The sequence below is a fragment of the Hafnia paralvei ATCC 29927 genome (assembly GCF_001655005.1).
GTDB lineage: Bacteria > Pseudomonadota > Gammaproteobacteria > Enterobacterales > Enterobacteriaceae > Hafnia > Hafnia paralvei.
In genome coordinates this window covers 1-18,016 of the sequence record NZ_LXET01000003.1, presented here as the reverse complement: position 1 = coordinate 18,016, position 18,016 = coordinate 1, and the positions used below count along the sequence as shown (strand labels likewise).

The 18,016-nt window shown below is 49.7% G+C and carries 15 protein-coding genes; 10 read left to right on the top strand and 5 right to left on the bottom strand.

Annotation, left to right across the window (positions count from 1 at the left end; translation table 11 throughout):
- The first annotated feature begins 181 nt into the window (after window positions 1–181).
- From yihX to fabY, 4 genes are all read left to right on the top strand, one after another.
- Entirely contained in the window at window positions 182–769 is a 588-nt protein-coding gene (gene yihX, locus M988_RS00435) for a glucose-1-phosphatase (RefSeq protein WP_008815629.1), read from the top strand.
- Window positions 770–901: 132 nt separating this feature from the next.
- Window positions 902–1,798 carry a virulence factor BrkB family protein gene (locus M988_RS00430; RefSeq protein ID WP_008815630.1) on the top strand — a complete coding sequence of 299 codons (897 nt, stop codon included), beginning with the start codon at window positions 902–904 and terminating at the stop codon, window positions 1,796–1,798.
- A gap of 9 nt (window positions 1,799–1,807) precedes the next feature.
- Complete coding sequence (dtd, locus tag M988_RS00425) at window positions 1,808–2,245, top strand: D-aminoacyl-tRNA deacylase (protein ID WP_008815631.1); 438 nt, start codon at window positions 1,808–1,810, stop codon at window positions 2,243–2,245.
- Between the two features lie 81 nt (window positions 2,246–2,326).
- On the top strand, window positions 2,327–3,256 hold the full coding sequence (gene fabY / locus M988_RS00420) for a fatty acid biosynthesis protein FabY (protein WP_004096794.1): 930 nt from the start codon (window positions 2,327–2,329) through the stop codon (window positions 3,254–3,256).
- A gap of 51 nt (window positions 3,257–3,307) precedes the next feature.
- Here the strand turns inward: fabY and M988_RS00415 are convergent, their stop codons facing one another.
- The gene (locus M988_RS00415; protein ID WP_039186060.1) at window positions 3,308–4,540 is read right to left on the bottom strand and encodes an MFS transporter; all 1,233 of its coding nucleotides are present in this window, start codon (window positions 4,538–4,540) and stop codon (window positions 3,308–3,310) included.
- A 273-nt stretch (window positions 4,541–4,813) separates the two neighbouring features.
- Here M988_RS00415 and M988_RS00410 point away from each other — a divergent pair, with 273 nt between their 5' ends.
- Window positions 4,814–5,809, top strand: coding sequence for an acyltransferase (locus M988_RS00410; RefSeq protein ID WP_008815633.1), 996 nt, complete (start codon window positions 4,814–4,816; stop codon window positions 5,807–5,809).
- Between the two features lie 111 nt (window positions 5,810–5,920).
- Here the strand turns inward: M988_RS00410 and xylR are convergent, their stop codons facing one another.
- Entirely contained in the window at window positions 5,921–7,102 is a 1,182-nt protein-coding gene (xylR, locus tag M988_RS00405; RefSeq protein WP_039186062.1) for a D-xylose utilization transcriptional activator XylR, read from the bottom strand.
- A gap of 113 nt (window positions 7,103–7,215) precedes the next feature.
- A complete protein-coding gene (gene xylE / locus M988_RS00400; RefSeq protein ID WP_064572459.1) occupies window positions 7,216–8,691 on the bottom strand; it encodes a D-xylose transporter XylE in 1,476 nt (491 codons plus the stop codon).
- Window positions 8,692–9,067: 376 nt separating this feature from the next.
- Here xylE and xylA point away from each other — a divergent pair, with 376 nt between their 5' ends.
- The 3 genes from xylA (at window position 9,068) to metF (ending at window position 13,135) form a co-directional block, all read left to right on the top strand.
- Window positions 9,068–10,387 (top strand): xylose isomerase, encoded by a 1,320-nt coding sequence (gene xylA / locus M988_RS00395; RefSeq protein WP_040012424.1) that lies wholly within the window; start codon window positions 9,068–9,070, stop codon window positions 10,385–10,387.
- A 76-nt stretch (window positions 10,388–10,463) separates the two neighbouring features.
- Window positions 10,464–11,933, top strand: coding sequence for a xylulokinase (gene xylB, locus M988_RS00390; RefSeq protein ID WP_064572458.1), 1,470 nt, complete (start codon window positions 10,464–10,466; stop codon window positions 11,931–11,933).
- Window positions 11,934–12,226: 293 nt separating this feature from the next.
- The gene (gene metF / locus M988_RS00385; RefSeq protein WP_008815638.1) at window positions 12,227–13,135 is read left to right on the top strand and encodes a methylenetetrahydrofolate reductase; all 909 of its coding nucleotides are present in this window, start codon (window positions 12,227–12,229) and stop codon (window positions 13,133–13,135) included.
- Between the two features lie 111 nt (window positions 13,136–13,246).
- Here metF and metJ read toward each other — a convergent pair whose 3' ends face one another.
- On the bottom strand, window positions 13,247–13,567 hold the full coding sequence (gene metJ, locus M988_RS00380) for a met regulon transcriptional regulator MetJ (protein ID WP_004096927.1): 321 nt from the start codon (window positions 13,565–13,567) through the stop codon (window positions 13,247–13,249).
- A gap of 275 nt (window positions 13,568–13,842) precedes the next feature.
- Here metJ and metB point away from each other — a divergent pair, with 275 nt between their 5' ends.
- Window positions 13,843–15,006: a cystathionine gamma-synthase gene (metB, locus tag M988_RS00375; protein ID WP_064572457.1), complete on the top strand. Its 1,164-nt coding sequence runs from the start codon at window positions 13,843–13,845 to the stop codon at window positions 15,004–15,006.
- Window positions 15,007–15,062: 56 nt separating this feature from the next.
- Window positions 15,063–17,498 carry a bifunctional aspartate kinase/homoserine dehydrogenase II gene (locus tag M988_RS00370; protein WP_064572456.1) on the top strand — a complete coding sequence of 812 codons (2,436 nt, stop codon included), beginning with the start codon at window positions 15,063–15,065 and terminating at the stop codon, window positions 17,496–17,498.
- Between the two features lie 302 nt (window positions 17,499–17,800).
- On the opposite strand, the gene M988_RS23010 is transcribed toward M988_RS00370, so the two are convergent.
- Window positions 17,801–18,016, bottom strand: a 216-nt coding sequence (locus M988_RS23010) for a hypothetical protein (RefSeq protein ID WP_211271664.1), incomplete at its 5' end; no start/stop codon positions are given.

Below are 18,016 nucleotides of genomic sequence, written 5' to 3'. Positions count from 1 at the left end.
GTAGCGAACAATTGTGATCTATGTCCAATTTTTACGCGTTTAGGGACCCAGTTTTGCTATAGAGGTGTTGTGAAAAAGGAGATAACAGGGGAGTTTGGGTTAAGGCGTTTATAGTTGGTGTCTATTCCCACCTGCGGTTTCAAGCTAAAGTTAAAAACTCACAAAAAATCAGGAGCGTCACATGTTGTACATCTTTGATTTAGGGAATGTGATTGTTGATATAGATTTCAAACGTGTACTTGGGGTGTGGAGCAAGTATAGCGGCGTACCATTGGCGACGCTCTCTGAACGCTTCAAGATGGGAGAGGTTTTTCAGCAGCACGAACGTGGAACCATTACCGACGAAGAGTTTGCCGAAAAACTCTGTGCAGAAATGGGCATCGCACTTAGCTTTGAACAATTTGAGCTAGGCTGGCAATCGATATTTGTTGGCCTGCGTCCAGAAGTCATTGAGCAAATGAAGAAGTTGCGTAGCTACGGCAATCGCGTTGTCGTGCTGTCTAATACCAACCGTCTGCATAGCAACTATTGGCCGAAACACTATCCTGAAGTTGAAGCTGCAAGCGATCACATGTATCTCTCTCAAGATCTCGGCATGCGTAAACCTGAGGCGGAAATTTATCGGTATGTACTGGAGCAGGAGCATTGCCCCGCAAGCGATGCCGTATTCTTCGATGACAATGAAGAAAACGTGACAGCAGCGAGAGCATTGGGGATTAAGTCTATTCTGGTGACGGATAATAAAGTGGTGCCAGAGTATTTTGCGTAACGCGATATCTACATTTATTTTGTCGATACCGTCACATTTTTTTGCGCAACCCTAAGAAAACGTTAACATTAAAAGATGTTTAATCGCTCAGGCAGCAATTTCGTTGTCTGGGCGTTGTTTTCAGGAGGGGTTATGTCCCTGTTTTCTCGACAGTCTGCTAAATCCTGCGTCTCCTTTGGGCGTTTGCTATGGGCCAGAGTGAATCACGATCGGGTGAGTATGATGGCGGGCAGTCTGGCCTATATCTCTCTGCTTTCGTTGGTTCCACTCGTCACGGTTATTTTCTCCCTGTTCGCGGCGTTTCCGATGTTTGGCGAAGTTTCCGAGCAGCTAAAGCACTTTATCTTCACCAATTTTGTCCCTGCAGCCGGTGATGTGGTGCAGTCCTATCTCGAACAGTTCGTTGCAAACTCCAGCAAAATGACCGCCGTGGGTGCCGTTGGGCTGATTGTGACCGCATTGCTGGTGATTTCTTCCGTCGATGGCGCACTCAATCACATTTGGCGCAGTAGAACCCAGCGCCCTATTGTCTATTCATTTGCCATCTATTGGATGGTACTTACGCTTGGGCCTATTCTCGTCGGTGCCAGTATGGCAATCAGCACCTACTTATTATCGATCCGCTGGCTAGCCATGGCTGGCGTGTATTCACTGGTCGATCAGGTACTACGTATCTTCCCGTTACTATTGTCATGCGCCAGCTTCTGGTTAATTTATTGCGTGGTGCCGACTCAAAGAGTCCCTGCCCGTGATGCTCTATGTGGCGCGATAGTAGCGGGATTGCTGTTTGAACTCGGTAAAAAAGCCTTTGGCTTATACGTAACAATGTTTCCGTCGTATCAATTGATTTATGGCGTGTTGGCCGTGATCCCGATACTGTTTGTGTGGGTCTATTGGAGCTGGTGCATTGTCCTGCTCGGAGCGGAGATCACCGTTTCATTGAGCGAATACCGCGCGATGCACCAGCGAGAAAGGCGAGAAGAAAGTAAGCAAATTCAACTAACATCGCCAGAAAACGATAAGGAATAGAGAAACGAAATGATAGCGTTAATTCAAAGAGTCACGCAGGCCAGCGTTGTTGTTGAGGGGAATACCGTGGGTGAAATTGGCCCAGGGCTGCTGGTATTACTGGGTGTTGAAAAAGATGATAACGAGCAGAAGGCTCAACGACTCAGAGACAAAGTACTCGGCTACCGCATTTTTAGTGATGAAAACGACAAGATGAATCTTAACGTTACACAAGCTGGCGGCAGTGTGCTGGTGGTTTCTCAGTTTACGTTGGCAGCTGATACCCAAAAAGGCATGCGCCCAAGTTTTTCTGGTGGGGCGGCTCCAGACGAAGCCGAACGCCTGTATGAATACTTTGTTGGCCAGTGTCGTGAAACAGGAATAAATACCCAGACAGGGCAGTTTGCGGCAGATATGAAGGTTTCGTTACTTAACGATGGGCCGGTCACTTTCTGGCTTCAAGTTTAGGCTATTTAGCACTCAGGCTGTGTGTTCAAGCCATGATGTTTATCTGTATCTTTGCGATTGTACGATGAGAGAGAGCAAGTCATGTATCACCTGCGAGTTCCAGTTACAGAGCAAGAGCTAAAAGATTATTACCAGTTCCGCTGGGAGATGCTGCGTAAGCCGCTACATCAACCGGTGGGATCGGAGCGAGATGCCTATGATGCCATGGCGCATCATCAAATGGTGGTCGATGAATCGGGAAAGCCCGTGGCGATTGGGCGCTTATATATCAATGCCGATAATGAGGCCTCAATCCGCTTTCTCGCCGTAGATCCTGCCGTACAGGCCAAAGGTCTAGGAACACTAGTGGCAATGACTCTGGAGTCCGTGGCACGCCAAGAAGGGGTTAAGCGCGTAGTATGTAGCGCGCGTGAAGATGCCGTAGAGTTTTTTGCCAAGCTCGGTTTCGAAAATCAGGGCGAAATTACCGCACCGCAAACGACACCCGTACGCCACTTTCTTATGATTAAACCCGTAGCAACATTAGATGACATCTTGCACCGCCCCGACTGGTGTGCGCAGTTGCAAAAAGCTTGGTACGAAAATATTCCGCTCAGCGAAAAGATGGGCGTACGTATCAGCCAATATACTGGTCAGCGTTTCGTGACAACCATGCCAGAGTCAGGCAATCAAAACCCTCATCAAACGCTGTTTGCAGGTAGTCTATTTTCGCTCGCCACGCTCACAGGCTGGGGACTTATTTGGTTGCTGCTGCGTGAACGGCATCTTGGGGGAACGATTATTCTGGCAGATGCCCATATTCGCTATAGCGCACCGATTACTGGCCGTCCGCGAGCGGTGGCCGATCTCAGCTCTGTCAGCGGCGATCTTGACCGCTTGGCGCGTGGGCGCAAGGCACGAGTGCAGCTTTCAGTTAACTTATACGGTGATGAACACGCTGGCGCTGTGTTTGAAGGCACCTACATGGTATTGCCAGCAACAGAGGATGATGAAGAGGGAAATATTCAGTAACCTTCCTGATATCGCCCCTCTCCAGCCAAGGCGAGGGGGATAACAAATCGCTTATGCTGCCTGCGGCATACCAACCTGCTTATTGCGCAAGAATAGCACCACCAGCGTCAGCCAGATAATTCCGCTCATGAGATTAAACAAGCTAAACCAGCTATTACCGCCCAGCAGATAAGCGTGCTTGGTTAACTCAATGCCAACGGTAAATATCAGCATGCTCAGCATCCCCATTGCGGCAGAAACTGTCCCTTTGCTCATATCACTGGAGAACAGCGTTAAGCGATACAAACCGGCGTTAGCAATACCGATACCGAAAGCATAGATGCTCAGGCCTGCCGTCATCCACAGATAGGCATGAGAAGCATGAACCGTCGCAATAGCCGCCAACGCTAACCCAAACATCATGGGCCATGCGCCCAACTTGATCAACGAGCGCACGCTGCGTTTGCTGGTCAATTTAGCTAACGTGAAGTTACCCAGAATCAGCGCGCCAAATACAGGCACCTGTAGCAAACCGTAATCATAACTGCTTAACCCTTCCCCGCTAATAATGATCACCGGAGACTGTGCGATCCATGCTAACAGTGGCAGGCTAGCGAAGCCTGTCGCCAGCGCACCACACAAAAAGTGGCGGTTAGACAGTACCTGCTTGTAGTCCGAGCCTAATGCCTGTAGCGAAAGCTTCTCACCACGACGCGTTGCGGTTTCAGGCATGGCACGCCACAGCCCATAAAACGCAAAAGCCGCCAGTGCGGCAAACATCACAAACATCATTTGCCACGGAAGCACATGCACCCAAGCAGCTCCGGCAAGCGGCCCAAGCAGAGGTGCGATAAGCGCTACGTTGGCCATCAGCGCGGTGATTTTTATACACACCGCCTCGTCAAAGGATTCCTGAATCGCGGCATAACCTACGGCACCGATAAAGCACAAGCTCACTCCCTGCAAAAAGCGCAGCAGCGTAAATTGCTCGATCGTTTGCGCCAGTAAGATCGCCAAGCAGGTCACGACAAAATAAGCCACGCCGGTCAACATCACCGGACGGCGCCCAATTCGGTCTGACAAGGGACCTAGCAACCATTGCAGGAACATTCCCCCAGCCAGATAAGCCGTCATGGAGGTTGGCACCCACTCTTGGCCAACGTTAAATTCTTGCACCACGGTAAGCATACCGGGCTGAATCATATCGTTACCGATATAAGTGGTGAATTCATAGAGAACCAAACAAAGCGGAAATAACAGCGCCTGTCGGCCCAATCGCCCTGCGGCGGAAAGAGACTTTTGCATATTTATTAGTTATTTGAATATTCAGAAAAGAAAAAAGAAACCCGGCGATGTGTTGGTTAACAGATAAACCTTACGAACAACATTAGGCTGGGTGGCTATTTTGCCGCCAATTGTCACTCTTGGCAATCAGTGATGTGTAACTCAAAACATAAATCCTGATTAAGCTTGAGCATTGTTCTGATTGCCGTTGCAAGGGATGGAAGGTTAACCTGTTTTTAACAAAAGACACCGTGGATAGTAAGCGGAATTCAGGTAAGGGTTTGACGCACAGACATGAGTCAGAAAATCATTTGGATAGACAATTTACGCGCCGTTGCCTGCTTGATGGTCGTGATGATCCACTCTACGACATATTACGTTACCAACGGATTCAGCATAGGCCTATTCAATTGGGACGTAGCAAACATTCTGAACTCGGCTTCGCGCGTGTGTGTGCCGCTGTTTTTCATGATTTCAGGCTATCTTTTTTTCGGTGAAAAATCGGCTCAGGGACGACATGTTTTGCATGTTCTGCGCTGTTTACTGTTTTATAGCGCGTTGGGATTACTGTATATCAGCACGCTTACCCATATAAATCCGTGGCTTTCGGTTCGCTATTTCCTTGTCAAACCGGTGTTTTATCACCTGTGGTTCTTCTATGCGATTTTAGCGCTGTATATTATTTCGCCACTGATTAGCGTTCGCGCCGTCAGCGCCCGCTATTTGGTCGTCGTGGTCGCGGTACTTGCCGTTATCGCTAATCCCAACCTGCCTGCCTATAGCTATGCTGGTATAAAGCTGTTGCCCGTCAATCTTCATATCTCCGGCGACATGTTTTACTACCTGCTGTATGCGCTCATGGGACGTGCTTTAGGCATGCTACATACCGAAAGAGCCCGTATTTCCTGGGGCGCTGCGCTGATATTCATTGGCTGCGTACTCGCCATTGCTTTCTCGACCTATCGCCAAACGCAGCACAATGGCGGCTTTACTGATACCTATTACATGTACTGTGGCCCGCTGGTGTTCATCGCCAGCTGCGCTATTTTGCTGTTCTTCAAAAATAACTTTAACCATTCGCAAGCAGGATGGATGGCATTTATTTCACGCCATTCCCTCGCCATCTATGGTTTCCATGCATTCTTTATCCACTTCATTCGTACTCATCATTTCGACATCAGAAGTTGGCCACTACTCGATATTTTCTTGGTCTTTGGGCTAGCACTGGCGGGAAGTTTGGCATGTAGTTGGGGGCTGGGAAAAATAGACAGAAAAGGATGGGTATCGTAATAAACTCCATCACTACTACATGAAAATGGAGTTCCCGCGATACCAACGTCTAGGCATTATTGGCTCGTTTTTATACATAATAATTACGGCACACGAGATGGCTATTTTTTATTAAGCCATATTATCGCCATAGCGGTCGCGATAGTCCTTTGGCGTCATCTGGTAGCCTTTTTTGAAAACCGAATAAAAATATTGCAGCGACGGATAGCCACACATCTGAGAGATCTCGTTGATCGACAGAGAAGTAGCGATCAGCAAATTACGCGCGCGATCGAGTTTCTCTTCATGGATCACGGCGTGGATTGTATGCCCTGTTTCATCTTTAAAACGTTTTTCCAAATTGGACCGAGACATCCCAACCGCATCCAACACCTGTTCAACCTTAATGCCTTTACAGGCGTGGTGGCGGATAAAATGCATCGCTTGAATAACCGAGGGATCGCGTAACGAGCGAAAATCTGTCGATCTTCGCTCTACGACGCGCATCGGAGGTACTAAAATTCGCTGCGGGGCGATCGGACTATCGCTCGACAACAACTGATGCAGCATTTTTGCCGCCCGGTAGCCCATTTGGCGAGTCCCTTGCGCCACTGATGATAAAGCGACCCGCGACAAATAACGGGTTAACTCTTCATTGTCGATGCCGATAACGCTGATTTTTTCAGGTACAGCAATATCCAGATGCTCACACACCTGCAATAGATGACGTGCGCGCGCGTCCGTTACAGCAATAATTCCGGTTTGTGGCGGCAGTGTTTGCACCCAGTCAGCCAAGCGGTTTTGTGCGTATTGCCAGTTATCTGGCGTGGTTTCCAGCCCTTGATACACCACACCTTGATACTGTTCGGTAGAGACTAACTGTCGAAACGCATACTCGCGTTCCTGTGCCCAGCGTTTACCGCTGCTGCTAGGCAAACCGTAAAAAGCAAAACGGTTAATGCCCTTCTCTTTGAGATGCATAAATGCGCTCTCGACCAGCGCATGATTATCGGTGGCAATATAGGAAACCGGAGGGTAATCCTCTTCACGATGGTAAGATCCCCCTACGCCCACGATAGGAACATCAACGCCGCGAAGCAAAGCTTCAATTTCGCGATCGTCAAAGTCAGCAATCACACCATCGCCCAACCAGTCTTTGATATTGTCGATGCGACAGCGGAAATCTTCTTCAATAAAAATATCCCAATCACACTGGGAAGCCTGCAAGTATTCGCCCACTCCCTCGACAACTTGGCGGTCATACGCTTTGTTGGCATTGAATAACAATGTAATGCGATAGCGTTTGGCAAACATGCTGGCTCCATTGAACAGTGATGGCGATGAGAAAAGATAAACCAGAATAAACAATGGGAAATGATGTTCGTAGAAAACTCATCCGGTTTTGTGCCGGATGAGTATGACCGATTTCACAGTTTAATATCTTGCTCCTGCGCACGTGGGCGATAAGTCCAGAGTGACTCCAGTTCCTCCAAAGATTTACCTTTAGTTTCAGGCACAAACTTCCACATGAACAATGCCGCAAGAATCCCCATCACACCGTAAATCCAATAAGAAAAACCGTTATGGAAATGGGCGACCAGATAGGAGTTTTTATCCATCATCGGGAAACTCCAGGAAACAAAGTAGTTAGCTATCCACTGAGCAGCAACGGCAATTGCCAGCGCTTTACTCCGGATCGCGTTAGGGAAAATTTCTGCCAGCAGAACCCAGCAAACCGGTCCCCATGACATGGCAAAAGCCGCCACATAAAACAGCATCGACGCCAAGGCCACTACGCCAGAAAGTTGAGCATAGAATGCAGTTCCTAAGCCAAACATCCCCAATGACATCCCGAGTGCGCCGATAATTTGCAGCGGTTTACGACCAAACTTATCCACCGTCATGATAGCAATCACGGTAAAGGTCAGGTTGATAACACCTACGATAATCGTTTGTAGCAACGCAATATCAGTACTCGCCCCCAGGGTCTTAAAGACTTCTGGTGCGTAGTACAACACCACATTAATGCCGACAAATTGCTGGAATACCGAAAGCATGATGCCAATAACGATCACTCCAGCACCAAACATCATCAGTCGTCCACTGGTATGTTCTGGATTATTCAACGATCGAGTAATATTTTTCAGCGCCACATCGGCCTGCAGTTTCCCCATAATGCGCGTTAATACATCGCCCGCACGTTGAGTTTGACCGCGAGCAATGAGCCAACGAGGACTTTCCGGCACGGTAAACAAAAGGCCAAAAAAGAGGATCGCTGGGATAGCCTCTGAAGCAAACATGTAACGCCAGCCGATACTGTTTAGCCACAGCGCATCGCCAGAGCGAGCGATAGAATAATTAACGCAATAGACCATGAGTTGGCCAAATATAATGGCGAACTGATTAAATGAAACTAACTTCCCGCGAATATCGGCCGGTGCAACTTCTGCAATATACATCGGTGAAAGCATCGAGGCCAATCCCACCCCTACGCCACCAATAATTCTATAAATAACAAACTCAGGTATATAACCAGCTAAATAAACGGGTATCCCGCCATCGGGGTTAATATCGCTAAGCCCCAATTCAGGCCAGGCAGAACCGATAGCAGAAATAAGAAATAGCAATGCTGCTATCATTAACGAATTGCGGCGACCAAAACGATTGCTGAGATATCCCCCCATAGCGCCGCCAATAATACAGCCAATCAGTGCGCTAGCAACACAGAAACCAAGCAGCGAGTTAGCCGCCGCCTCGCCTAAGCCTTGAGGCTGTACAAAGACTTGGTTAATGGAATCAACGGTACCAGAAATAACGGCGGTGTCATAACCAAATAGCAGCCCTCCTAAAGTGGCGACAAGCGTAATTCTAAAGATGTAGGATGAGTTGTAATTCTGTTTCATGTTAATTGCCCTGCCTTGATTTTTAGACATGCAACATCTGATTTTTAATAAAAATTCTTTTTATTTCTGTCCATAGAGTGAAATATTAATAAATCAGATAAGAGAGTATTCTTCGAGAGTAATTAAACTCGCTATTAATCCTCCGGTGGTCGTAGACTTAAAACAATTACCATATTTTACTTCTTGGTTATGAATTGTGTTTTTTATGACAATCATCATGTTTTGTTGCTAATTTTATTATTTTAGGAATTTTTGCGATATGGAGCACACTTAATAATTCTCTTAACGACAGTGTGAAATATCGTAATTGAGCTGTCGTAAATAGGCTTTCAAGATGGAGGGGTTGATTACATTGAACCTATTTGAGGGCATCACCATGCAAGCTTATTTCGATCAACTAGAACGTGTTCGTTTTGAAGGAACTAACAGCACCAATCCTTTAGCCTTCCGCCACTACAATCCAGACGAAATTGTTCTTGGTAAGCGCATGGAAGACCATCTGCGCTTCGCCGCATGTTACTGGCATACCTTCTGCTGGAACGGCGCCGATATGTTCGGTATCGGCTCATTCGATCGCCCATGGCAGCAGCCGGGTGAGGCTCTGGCTCAGGCGAAACGTAAAGCGGATGTGGCCTTTGAGTTCTTCCACAAACTCAATGTGCCGTACTACTGCTTCCACGATATCGACGTCTCTCCGGAAGGCGCGTCGCTCAAAGAGTACATCAACAACTTTGCAGTAATGACCGACGTTCTTGCCGAGAAGCAAGAAACCAGCGGAGTGAAACTGCTGTGGGGCACGGCTAACTGCTTTACCAATCCGCGCTACGGCGCAGGTGCGGCAACCAATCCAAATCCTGAAGTTTTCGCTTGGGCCGCCACTCAGGTTTGTCAGGCAATGCAAGCCACCAAAAAGCTGGGCGGTGAAAACTATGTGTTGTGGGGTGGCCGCGAAGGTTATGAAACATTACTGAATACGGATTTGCGCCAAGAGCGCGAGCAGTTAGGCCGCTTCATGCAGATGGTTGTCGATCACAAACACAAAATCGGCTTCCAAGGAACATTGCTGATTGAACCAAAACCTCAGGAACCGACCAAACACCAATACGATTATGATGTCGCCACAGTCTACGGATTCTTGAAGCAGTTCGGCTTAGAAAAAGAGATTAAGGTGAATATCGAAGCCAACCATGCCACGCTGGCGGGTCACACCTTCCATCATGAAATTGCTAACGCGATTGCCTTAGGTATCTTTGGCTCTGTCGATGCTAACCGCGGTGACGCACAGTTGGGCTGGGACACCGATCAGTTCCCCAATAGCGTTGAAGAAAACGCATTGATTATGTTCGAAATTCTCAAGGCAGGCGGCTTCACCACCGGTGGTTTAAACTACGATGCGAAAGTTCGCCGCCAGAGCACAGATAAATATGATCTGTTCTATGGTCATATTGGCGCAATGGACACAATGGCGCTGTCATTGAAGATCGCGGCAAAAATGATTGAAGATGGCGAATTAGATCGTCGCGTGGCTAAGCGTTATGCAGGCTGGAACGGTGAGTTTGGTCAGCAGATCCTGCAAGGTAAACTCTCTCTGGACGCGATTGCGCAATACGCTCAGCAAAACCAACTGGCACCACAGCACCAAAGCGGTCATCAAGAGCTGCTGGAAAACGTAGTTAATCGCTATATTTTCGGCTGATACATATCGCTCCCTTAACCTCTCCCTGTCAGGGAGAGGTTTTTGATGAACACCAAACCATGACAGGAGTTTCACCATGTATCTGGGTATTGATTTAGGGACTTCCGGCGTAAAAGCCATATTACTCAGTGAAGACGGCAAGGTCATTGCCAGCCACGGCGAACCGTTACAGGTGAATCGACCGCACCCGCTGTGGTCGGAGCAAAACCCTGATGCCTGGTGGCAGGCCACTGACGCAGCGATTCAAGCGCTAGGCCAACATCGCTCGCTCAGCGCAGTACGAGCTATTGGCCTGACTGGCCAGATGCACGGTGCGACACTGTTAGACAAACAGCACAAAATTCTACGTCCAGCGATCTTGTGGAACGACGGACGCAGCGCACAGGAATGCCGAGAGCTAGAGCAGTGTGTTCCTAATTCTCGCCAAATAACCGGCAACTTAATGATGCCCGGATTTACCGCCCCCAAGCTAAAATGGGTGGCTAAACATGAGCCCGAGATCTTTGCGCAGGTCGATAAAGTACTCCTACCGAAAGACTATCTACGTTGGAAAATGAGTGGCGTATTCGCCAGCGATATGTCCGATGCGGCCGGAACCATGTGGCTAGACGTTGGCAAGCGTGACTGGAGCGATGAATTGCTGGCCGCCACAGGGTTAAAGCGCAGCCACATGCCTGCACTATTCGAAGGTTCACAAATCACGGGTGAACTGCTTTCAACCCTCGCAGAACGCTGGCACATGCCAGTGGTACCGATTATCGCCGGCGGCGGCGACAACGCAGCAGGTGCCGTCGGCGTTGGCCTATACCAGTCAGGCCAAGCCATGCTATCGCTGGGTACATCCGGCGTCTATTTTGCCGTCAGTGACGGTTTCTTAAGTAACCCTGAAAGCGCGGTACACAGCTTCTGTCATGCTTTACCGAATACATGGCATTTGATGTCAGTGATGCTTAGCGCGGCCTCTTGTCTCGACTGGATAGCTAAACTGACAGGTATTCGCAGTGTAGCTGAACTGCTAAAGGAAGTAGAAAACAGCACTCCGGCTGAAGCTCCACTATGGTTTTTGCCATATCTCTCTGGAGAACGCACGCCGCATAATAATCCGGAAGCCAAAGGCGCATTCTGGGGATTAACCCATGAGCACCAACGTGCAGATTTGTGCCGTGCGGTGTTGGAAGGGGTGGGTTATGCACTCGCAGACGGCATGGATGTCCTGCACGCTACGGGACTCAAACCGCACAGTATTACACTCATCGGCGGTGGCGCTCGCAGCGCATATTGGCGGCAAATGCTGGCTGATATCAGCGGGCAAACGCTGGAATATCGCACTGGGGGCGACGTGGGGCCAGCCCTTGGCGCTGCGCGTTTAGCCCAGATAGCGCTGCATCCAAATACCCCTCTTGCAGACCTGCTGCCTGAGCTCCCATTGGAGCAAATGCATAAGCCTGACGCTGCTCGCCATGCGTGCTATCAGAAAAGACGCAAAGCTTTCAGAGAGTTGTATAAGGTATTGGAACCATTGACAGCGCAAACGATGTCGATGTGATGTGCTGACTGATACAACGGATTTAGACCACTAATCTGTGGTATATCGGTGGTCTAAATCTTTCACGCCCCGCAGGATAACCCATATGTACCACTGGCCGCCGCTGCGCGCGCACATGAATTAATTTCACCTTCCCCTGAACATTCATCATGCGAGAAATTCATTTAACTGTTGACTCAGTGACCAACTTACGGCAACTTCATGTTTAGACGTCTAAACGTATAGACGCTTAATGAAAACGATAATAAAAAGTGCGGCTACGCGCGAACAGGTCAACAAGAGGAAGACGGGGTATGAGTTTCTTTCACGCAAATCAGCGCGAGGCGTTGAACCAAAGTCTGGCAGAACTGCACGGACAAATTAATGTGTCATTTGAGTTCTTCCCGCCACGCACTAGCGAAATGGAAGATACTCTCTGGCAGTCCATCGATCGTTTGAGCAGCCTGAAACCCAAGTTTGTCTCTGTAACCTACGGCGCAAATTCTGGTGAACGTGACCGTACCCATAGCATTATTAAAGGCATCAAAGAACGCACCGGACTTGAAGCCGCGCCGCATCTTACCTGCGTAGACGCCACACGTGACGAACTGCGCACCATTGCTCAGGACTACTGGAATAACGGTATTCGTCATATCGTTGCCCTGCGCGGCGATTTGCCAGCCGGTGGCGGCAAACCGGATATGTATGCCTGCGATCTGGTTTCTTTACTAAAAGAGGTCGGGGATTTTGACATCTCGGTAGCGGCCTATCCAGAAGTACATCCAGAAGCGAAAAGCCCACAGGCCGATCTGATCAACCTCAAGCGCAAGATAGATGCCGGTGCCAATCGCGCAATTACCCAATTTTTCTTCGACGTTGAAAGCTACCTACGTTTTCGCGACCGTTGCGTGGCAACGGGCATTGACGTTGAAATCGTGCCAGGAATTCTGCCGGTGTCCAACTTCAAGCAGCTACAGCGTTTTGCCACCATGACGAACGTGCGCGTTCCTCATTGGATGACCAACATGTTTGAAGGCCTAGATGACGACGCAGAAACCCGCAAAATGGTCGGAGCTAATATCGCGATGGATATGGTGAAAATCCTCAGCCGCGAAGGCGTGAAGGACTTCCATTTTTACACGCTAAACCGCGCTGAGATGAGCTACGCAATTTGCCATACTCTGGGTGTGCGTCCTGAAATACATGCACCTATCACCGCTTAAACTGCATTCGTTACCCGTCTCCTCCCCCGTCAAAGGGGGTTAAAATCCGTTTCTACTCGATAAAAAAAACCACGCTACAAAGCGTGGTTTTTATTTTGACACCAGAGCAAATTAATATTCCCAAGTATCTGGGTCGATACCCATCTCACGCATCAGCAATTTCGCTGCTTCAGGAATTTCATCGCTACGTTCTTTACGCAGGTCCGCATCATTAGGCAGTGGCTGACCAGTGAATGCATGCAAAAAAGCCTCACACAGCAATTCACTGTTGGTTGCATGACGTAGGTTGTTAACCTGACGGCGAGTACGCTCGTCGGTTAAAATTTTCAGCACTTTCAGCGGAATAGATACAGTGATCTTTTTCACCTGCTCGCTTTTTTTGCCGTGCTCAGCATAAGGGCTGATGTATTCGCCATTCCATTCAGCAGCCATGGGGATACCTTCGTTAGACTTAGTTATTTTGAGAAACGGCTAATTATGTCCGATTCTCACGATTTATGCTCACAAAGTGTCTGATTTATCAGTTTATGTCACTATTCTGTGACCTCAGCGCACTTCAAACTGACATAATTTTAGCGGTTATTTCCTCAAGGCTCAATCTATACGCAAAGAAGTTTAGATGTCTAGAAGTATTGACGTCTATATTCGAAGCGATTAATCTTTATTCCACTTTCACCCTACACATCACCCAGCGCGGAGAGAACAACGTGACTTATAAGCAGGCAACACTTGCAGTGCGCAGCGGTTTGAACGATGACGAACAGTATGGTTGCGTGGTTCCACCGATCCATTTGTCCAGCACCTACAACTTTACCGATTTCAATGAGCCACGCGCACATGACTATTCTCGCCGTGGAAATCCTACGCGTGATGTGGTTCAGCGAGCTTTGGCTGAGCTTGAGGGGGGCGCTGGCGCAGTCATGACTAGCTCCGGTATGTCTGCTATTCATCTGGTGTGTACCGTATTCCTCAAACCAGGCGATCTTCTGGTTGCACCGCACGACTGTTACGGCGGCAGCTATCGTCTGTTTGATAGCCTCGCCAAGCGCGGTGCGTATAACGTGCTGTTTGTCGATCAGGGTGATGCACAGGTGCTCGCCGCAGCGTTAGAACAAAAACCTAAGCTAGTGCTGATTGAAACACCCAGCAATCCACTGCTGCGCGTGGTTGATATCGCCGCAATCTGCTCGGCGGCAAAAGCGGCGGGAGCATTGACCGTGGTGGATAACACCTTCTTGAGCCCCGCGCTACAGCAACCACTGAAGCTAGGTGCGGATTTGGTGTTGCACTCCTGCACAAAATATTTGAACGGCCATTCTGATGTAGTGGCGGGAACAGTAATTGCCAAATCCCCTGAACACGTCACCGAGCTCGCGTGGTGGGCAAATAATATTGGGGTTACCGGTGGTGCATTCGACAGCTATCTACTGCTGCGCGGCTTGCGTACCCTAAACCCACGAATTCAGCTACAGCAGCAAAATGCGCTGAAAATCGTTGATTTCCTCAAGCAGCAGCCGCTGGTTAAAAAGCTTTATCATCCATCATTACCAGAAAACCAAGGCCATGAAATTGCCTGCCGTCAACAGTCTGGTTTTGGAGCCATGTTAAGTTTTGAACTGGATGGCGATGAAGCCCTGCTCCGGCGATTCCTAAATGCACTGCAACTGTTTACACTGGCAGAATCTTTAGGCGGCGTGGAAAGTCTGATTTCCCACGCAGGCACTATGACTCACGCAGGTATGGCTCCAGAAGCCCGTAAAGCCGCAGGTATTTCAGAAAGCCTGCTACGTGTTTCTGTGGGCATCGAAGATAGCGATGATTTAATTTCCGATCTGGAACAGGCGTTCCAGAAAGCTAACAGCCAACGCTAACGTGCTGTTTTTCAAGCGATGACGCTGCATATTAGGCTGGCTTTAAGAGGTAAAGAATGAGCGCACAACCGGTAGCTGGGCAGGCGGTAGGACGCCAACTGCATAAGTTTGGCGGCAGTAGTTTAGCCGATGTGAAATGTTATCTGCGCGTCGCGGGGATCATGGCGGAGTACAGCTTCCCTGGCGATATGATGGTCGTTTCCGCCGCAGGTAGCACCACCAACCAGCTTATTAGCTGGTTGAGGCTGAGCCAAACTGACCGGATCTCTGCTCATCAGGTACAGCAGGCGCTGCGCCGCTATCAGTCGGAATTGATCACTGGCTTGCTGCCTGCCGAATTGGCCGAGCCTCTGGTTGCGCGTTTTACTTCAGATCTGGAGCGTTTGGCCACATTGCTCGATGAACCTATGTGCGATGCAACCTACGCTGAGGTGGTCGGACACGGTGAGATCTGGTCGGCACGTCTGATGTCTGCACTACTAAACGTCAAAGGCATGGAGTCAGAATGGCTTGATGCACGCGATTTCCTCCGCGCCGAGCACTCCGCTCAGCCGCAGGTGGACGAAGGTCGCTCTTATCCTCTGTTACAGCAACTGTTAGCGCAGCATCCCAATAAGCGTTTGGTTGCGACCGGTTTTATCAGCCGCAACGATGCAGGAGAAACCGTACTGCTGGGACGTAACGGTTCCGACTACTCTGCAACCCAAATCGGCTCACTGGCCGGCGTTTCCCGTGTCACGATCTGGAGTGACGTAGCCGGTGTGTACAGCGCCGACCCACGTAAGGTTAAAGATGCTTGTCTGCTGCCGCTGCTGCGCTTAGATGAAGCCAGTGAACTGGCACGTTTAGCCGCGCCGGTGCTGCATGCGCGTACTTTGCAGCCAGTTTCCGCTAGCGATATCGATCTGCAGCTGCGTTGTAGCTACCAGCCAGAGCAGGGCTCGACGCGCATTGAGCGCGTCTTAGCTTCCGGCACCGGTGCCAAAATAGTTACCAGCCATGATGAAGTTTGCCTGATTGAACTCAACGTTCCGCAAAGCCATGATTTTGAAAACGTACGTCAAGAAGTTGATCGTGTGCTGAAGCGTTCACAGCTGCGACCGTTAGCCACTGGCGTACATCGCGACCGTCATATGATTCAGCTGTGCTATACCGCAGAGGTCGTTGGCAGCGCACTGAAACTGCTAGAAGAGTCTGGCGTACCGGGACTGTTGCAGTTGCGCGAAGGTTTGGCTCTGGTTGCGTTAGTCGGTGCTGGCGTATGCAAGAATCCACTGCATAGCCACCGTTTCTATCAGCAGCTAAAAGATCAGCCAATCGAATTCTTCTGCCAGTCGGAAGACAGTATCAGCTTAGTAGCCGTATTACGCCGTGGCCCAACCGAAGCGTTGATTCAAGGGCTGCATACCAGCCTGTTCCGTGCTGAAAAGCGCGTCGGGCTGGTGTTAATGGGCAAAGGCAATATCGGCTCCCGCTGGTTAGAGCTGTTTGCCCGTGAGCAGGAAAATATTTCGGCTCGTAGCGGATTTGAATTTGTGCTGGCAGGCGTGGTCGATAGCAGCCGAAGTTTGCTCAATTATGAAGGATTAGATGCCAGCCGTGCATTGGCATTCTTCGACGATGAAGCGCAGGAAATGGATGAAGAAAATCTGTTCCTGTGGATGCGTGCCCATCCTTACGACGATTTAGTGGTGTTAGATGTTACGGCCAGTGAATCGCTGGCACAGCAGTATCGTGATTTTGCCAGCTATGGTTTCCACGTCATCAGCGCCAATAAATTAGCGGGCGCATCAGGCAGTGATGAATATCGCCAGATCCGAGATGCGTTTGAGAAAACGGGTCGTCACTGGCTGTATAACGCAACCGTCGGCGCGGGCTTACCGGTAAACTATACGGTGCGCGATCTACGCGACAGCGGTGACTCCATTTTGTCCATCAGCGGAATTTTCTCCGGTACCCTGTCTTGGCTATTCCTCCAGTTTGATGGCACTGTGCCATTTACCGATTTAGTAGACCAAGCATGGCAGCAAGGACTCACCGAACCCGATCCACGCGTCGATCTCTCTGGCCAAGACGTTATGCGCAAGCTAGTGATTCTGGCACGTGAAGCGGGCTACGATATCGAGCCTAATCAGGTTCGCGTGGAATCACTGGTACCCGCCGGTTGTGAAAGCGGTTCTATCGATCACTTCTTCGAGAACGGCGAGGACTTGAACGAGCAGATGATCCAGCGCTTAGAAGCAGCTAACGAGCTAGGTTTAGTATTGCGCTATGTGGCACGCTTTGATGCTAACGGTAAAGCTCGCGTTGGCGTAGAAGCAGTACGTCCAGAACACCCGCTGGCAGCGCTGTTACCGTGTGATAACGTGTTTGCCATTGAAAGCCGCTGGTATCGCGATAACCCACTGGTTATTCGCGGCCCAGGAGCGGGGCGCGATGTGACTGCGGGAGCCATTCAGTCGGATTTGAACCGGCTGGCAGCGTTATTGTAAGTGTGAGCGCAACGGGTTTGTGTATGCCATTGCGGTGAAGAATTTTTATGCCGCTCGTGTATGGAACTACGGTGTGATATTCCGCCCGCCTGTCCATATCGAGCTTCACTGATACACTGATGAAGGCGTACGGGCAGAGACCACCAGCGCGTGGTCTCTGCACTCGCGCACTTTTATCCGAGACGCCATCTCCGCTCCGGTTTGGTATCGCCCATCCAGGGCGCCCCAAACTCCGCCGGTACATCCCTGTACCGGCGGCTCTCCCTACCAAGACTTAAACTAAAAACCTGCAAGCTTTGGGCTTATCTTTTGATTTTGACCTTTTCCGGCACGTTGTTCTTCAGCCGAAGGGAGGAATGAAGGCTAGGATTCGCCGACAGGGATGTCGGCGAAAGAACGGAGGAGCCAGGACAAATTTGCCTGGAGCAAATTTGAACAACGCTTGCGTTAGCCCCGTAGGGGTGAGGCGCATGGATGCGCCGAATACTCGCGATTGCCGTTCGTTCCGTTAAAGCCAG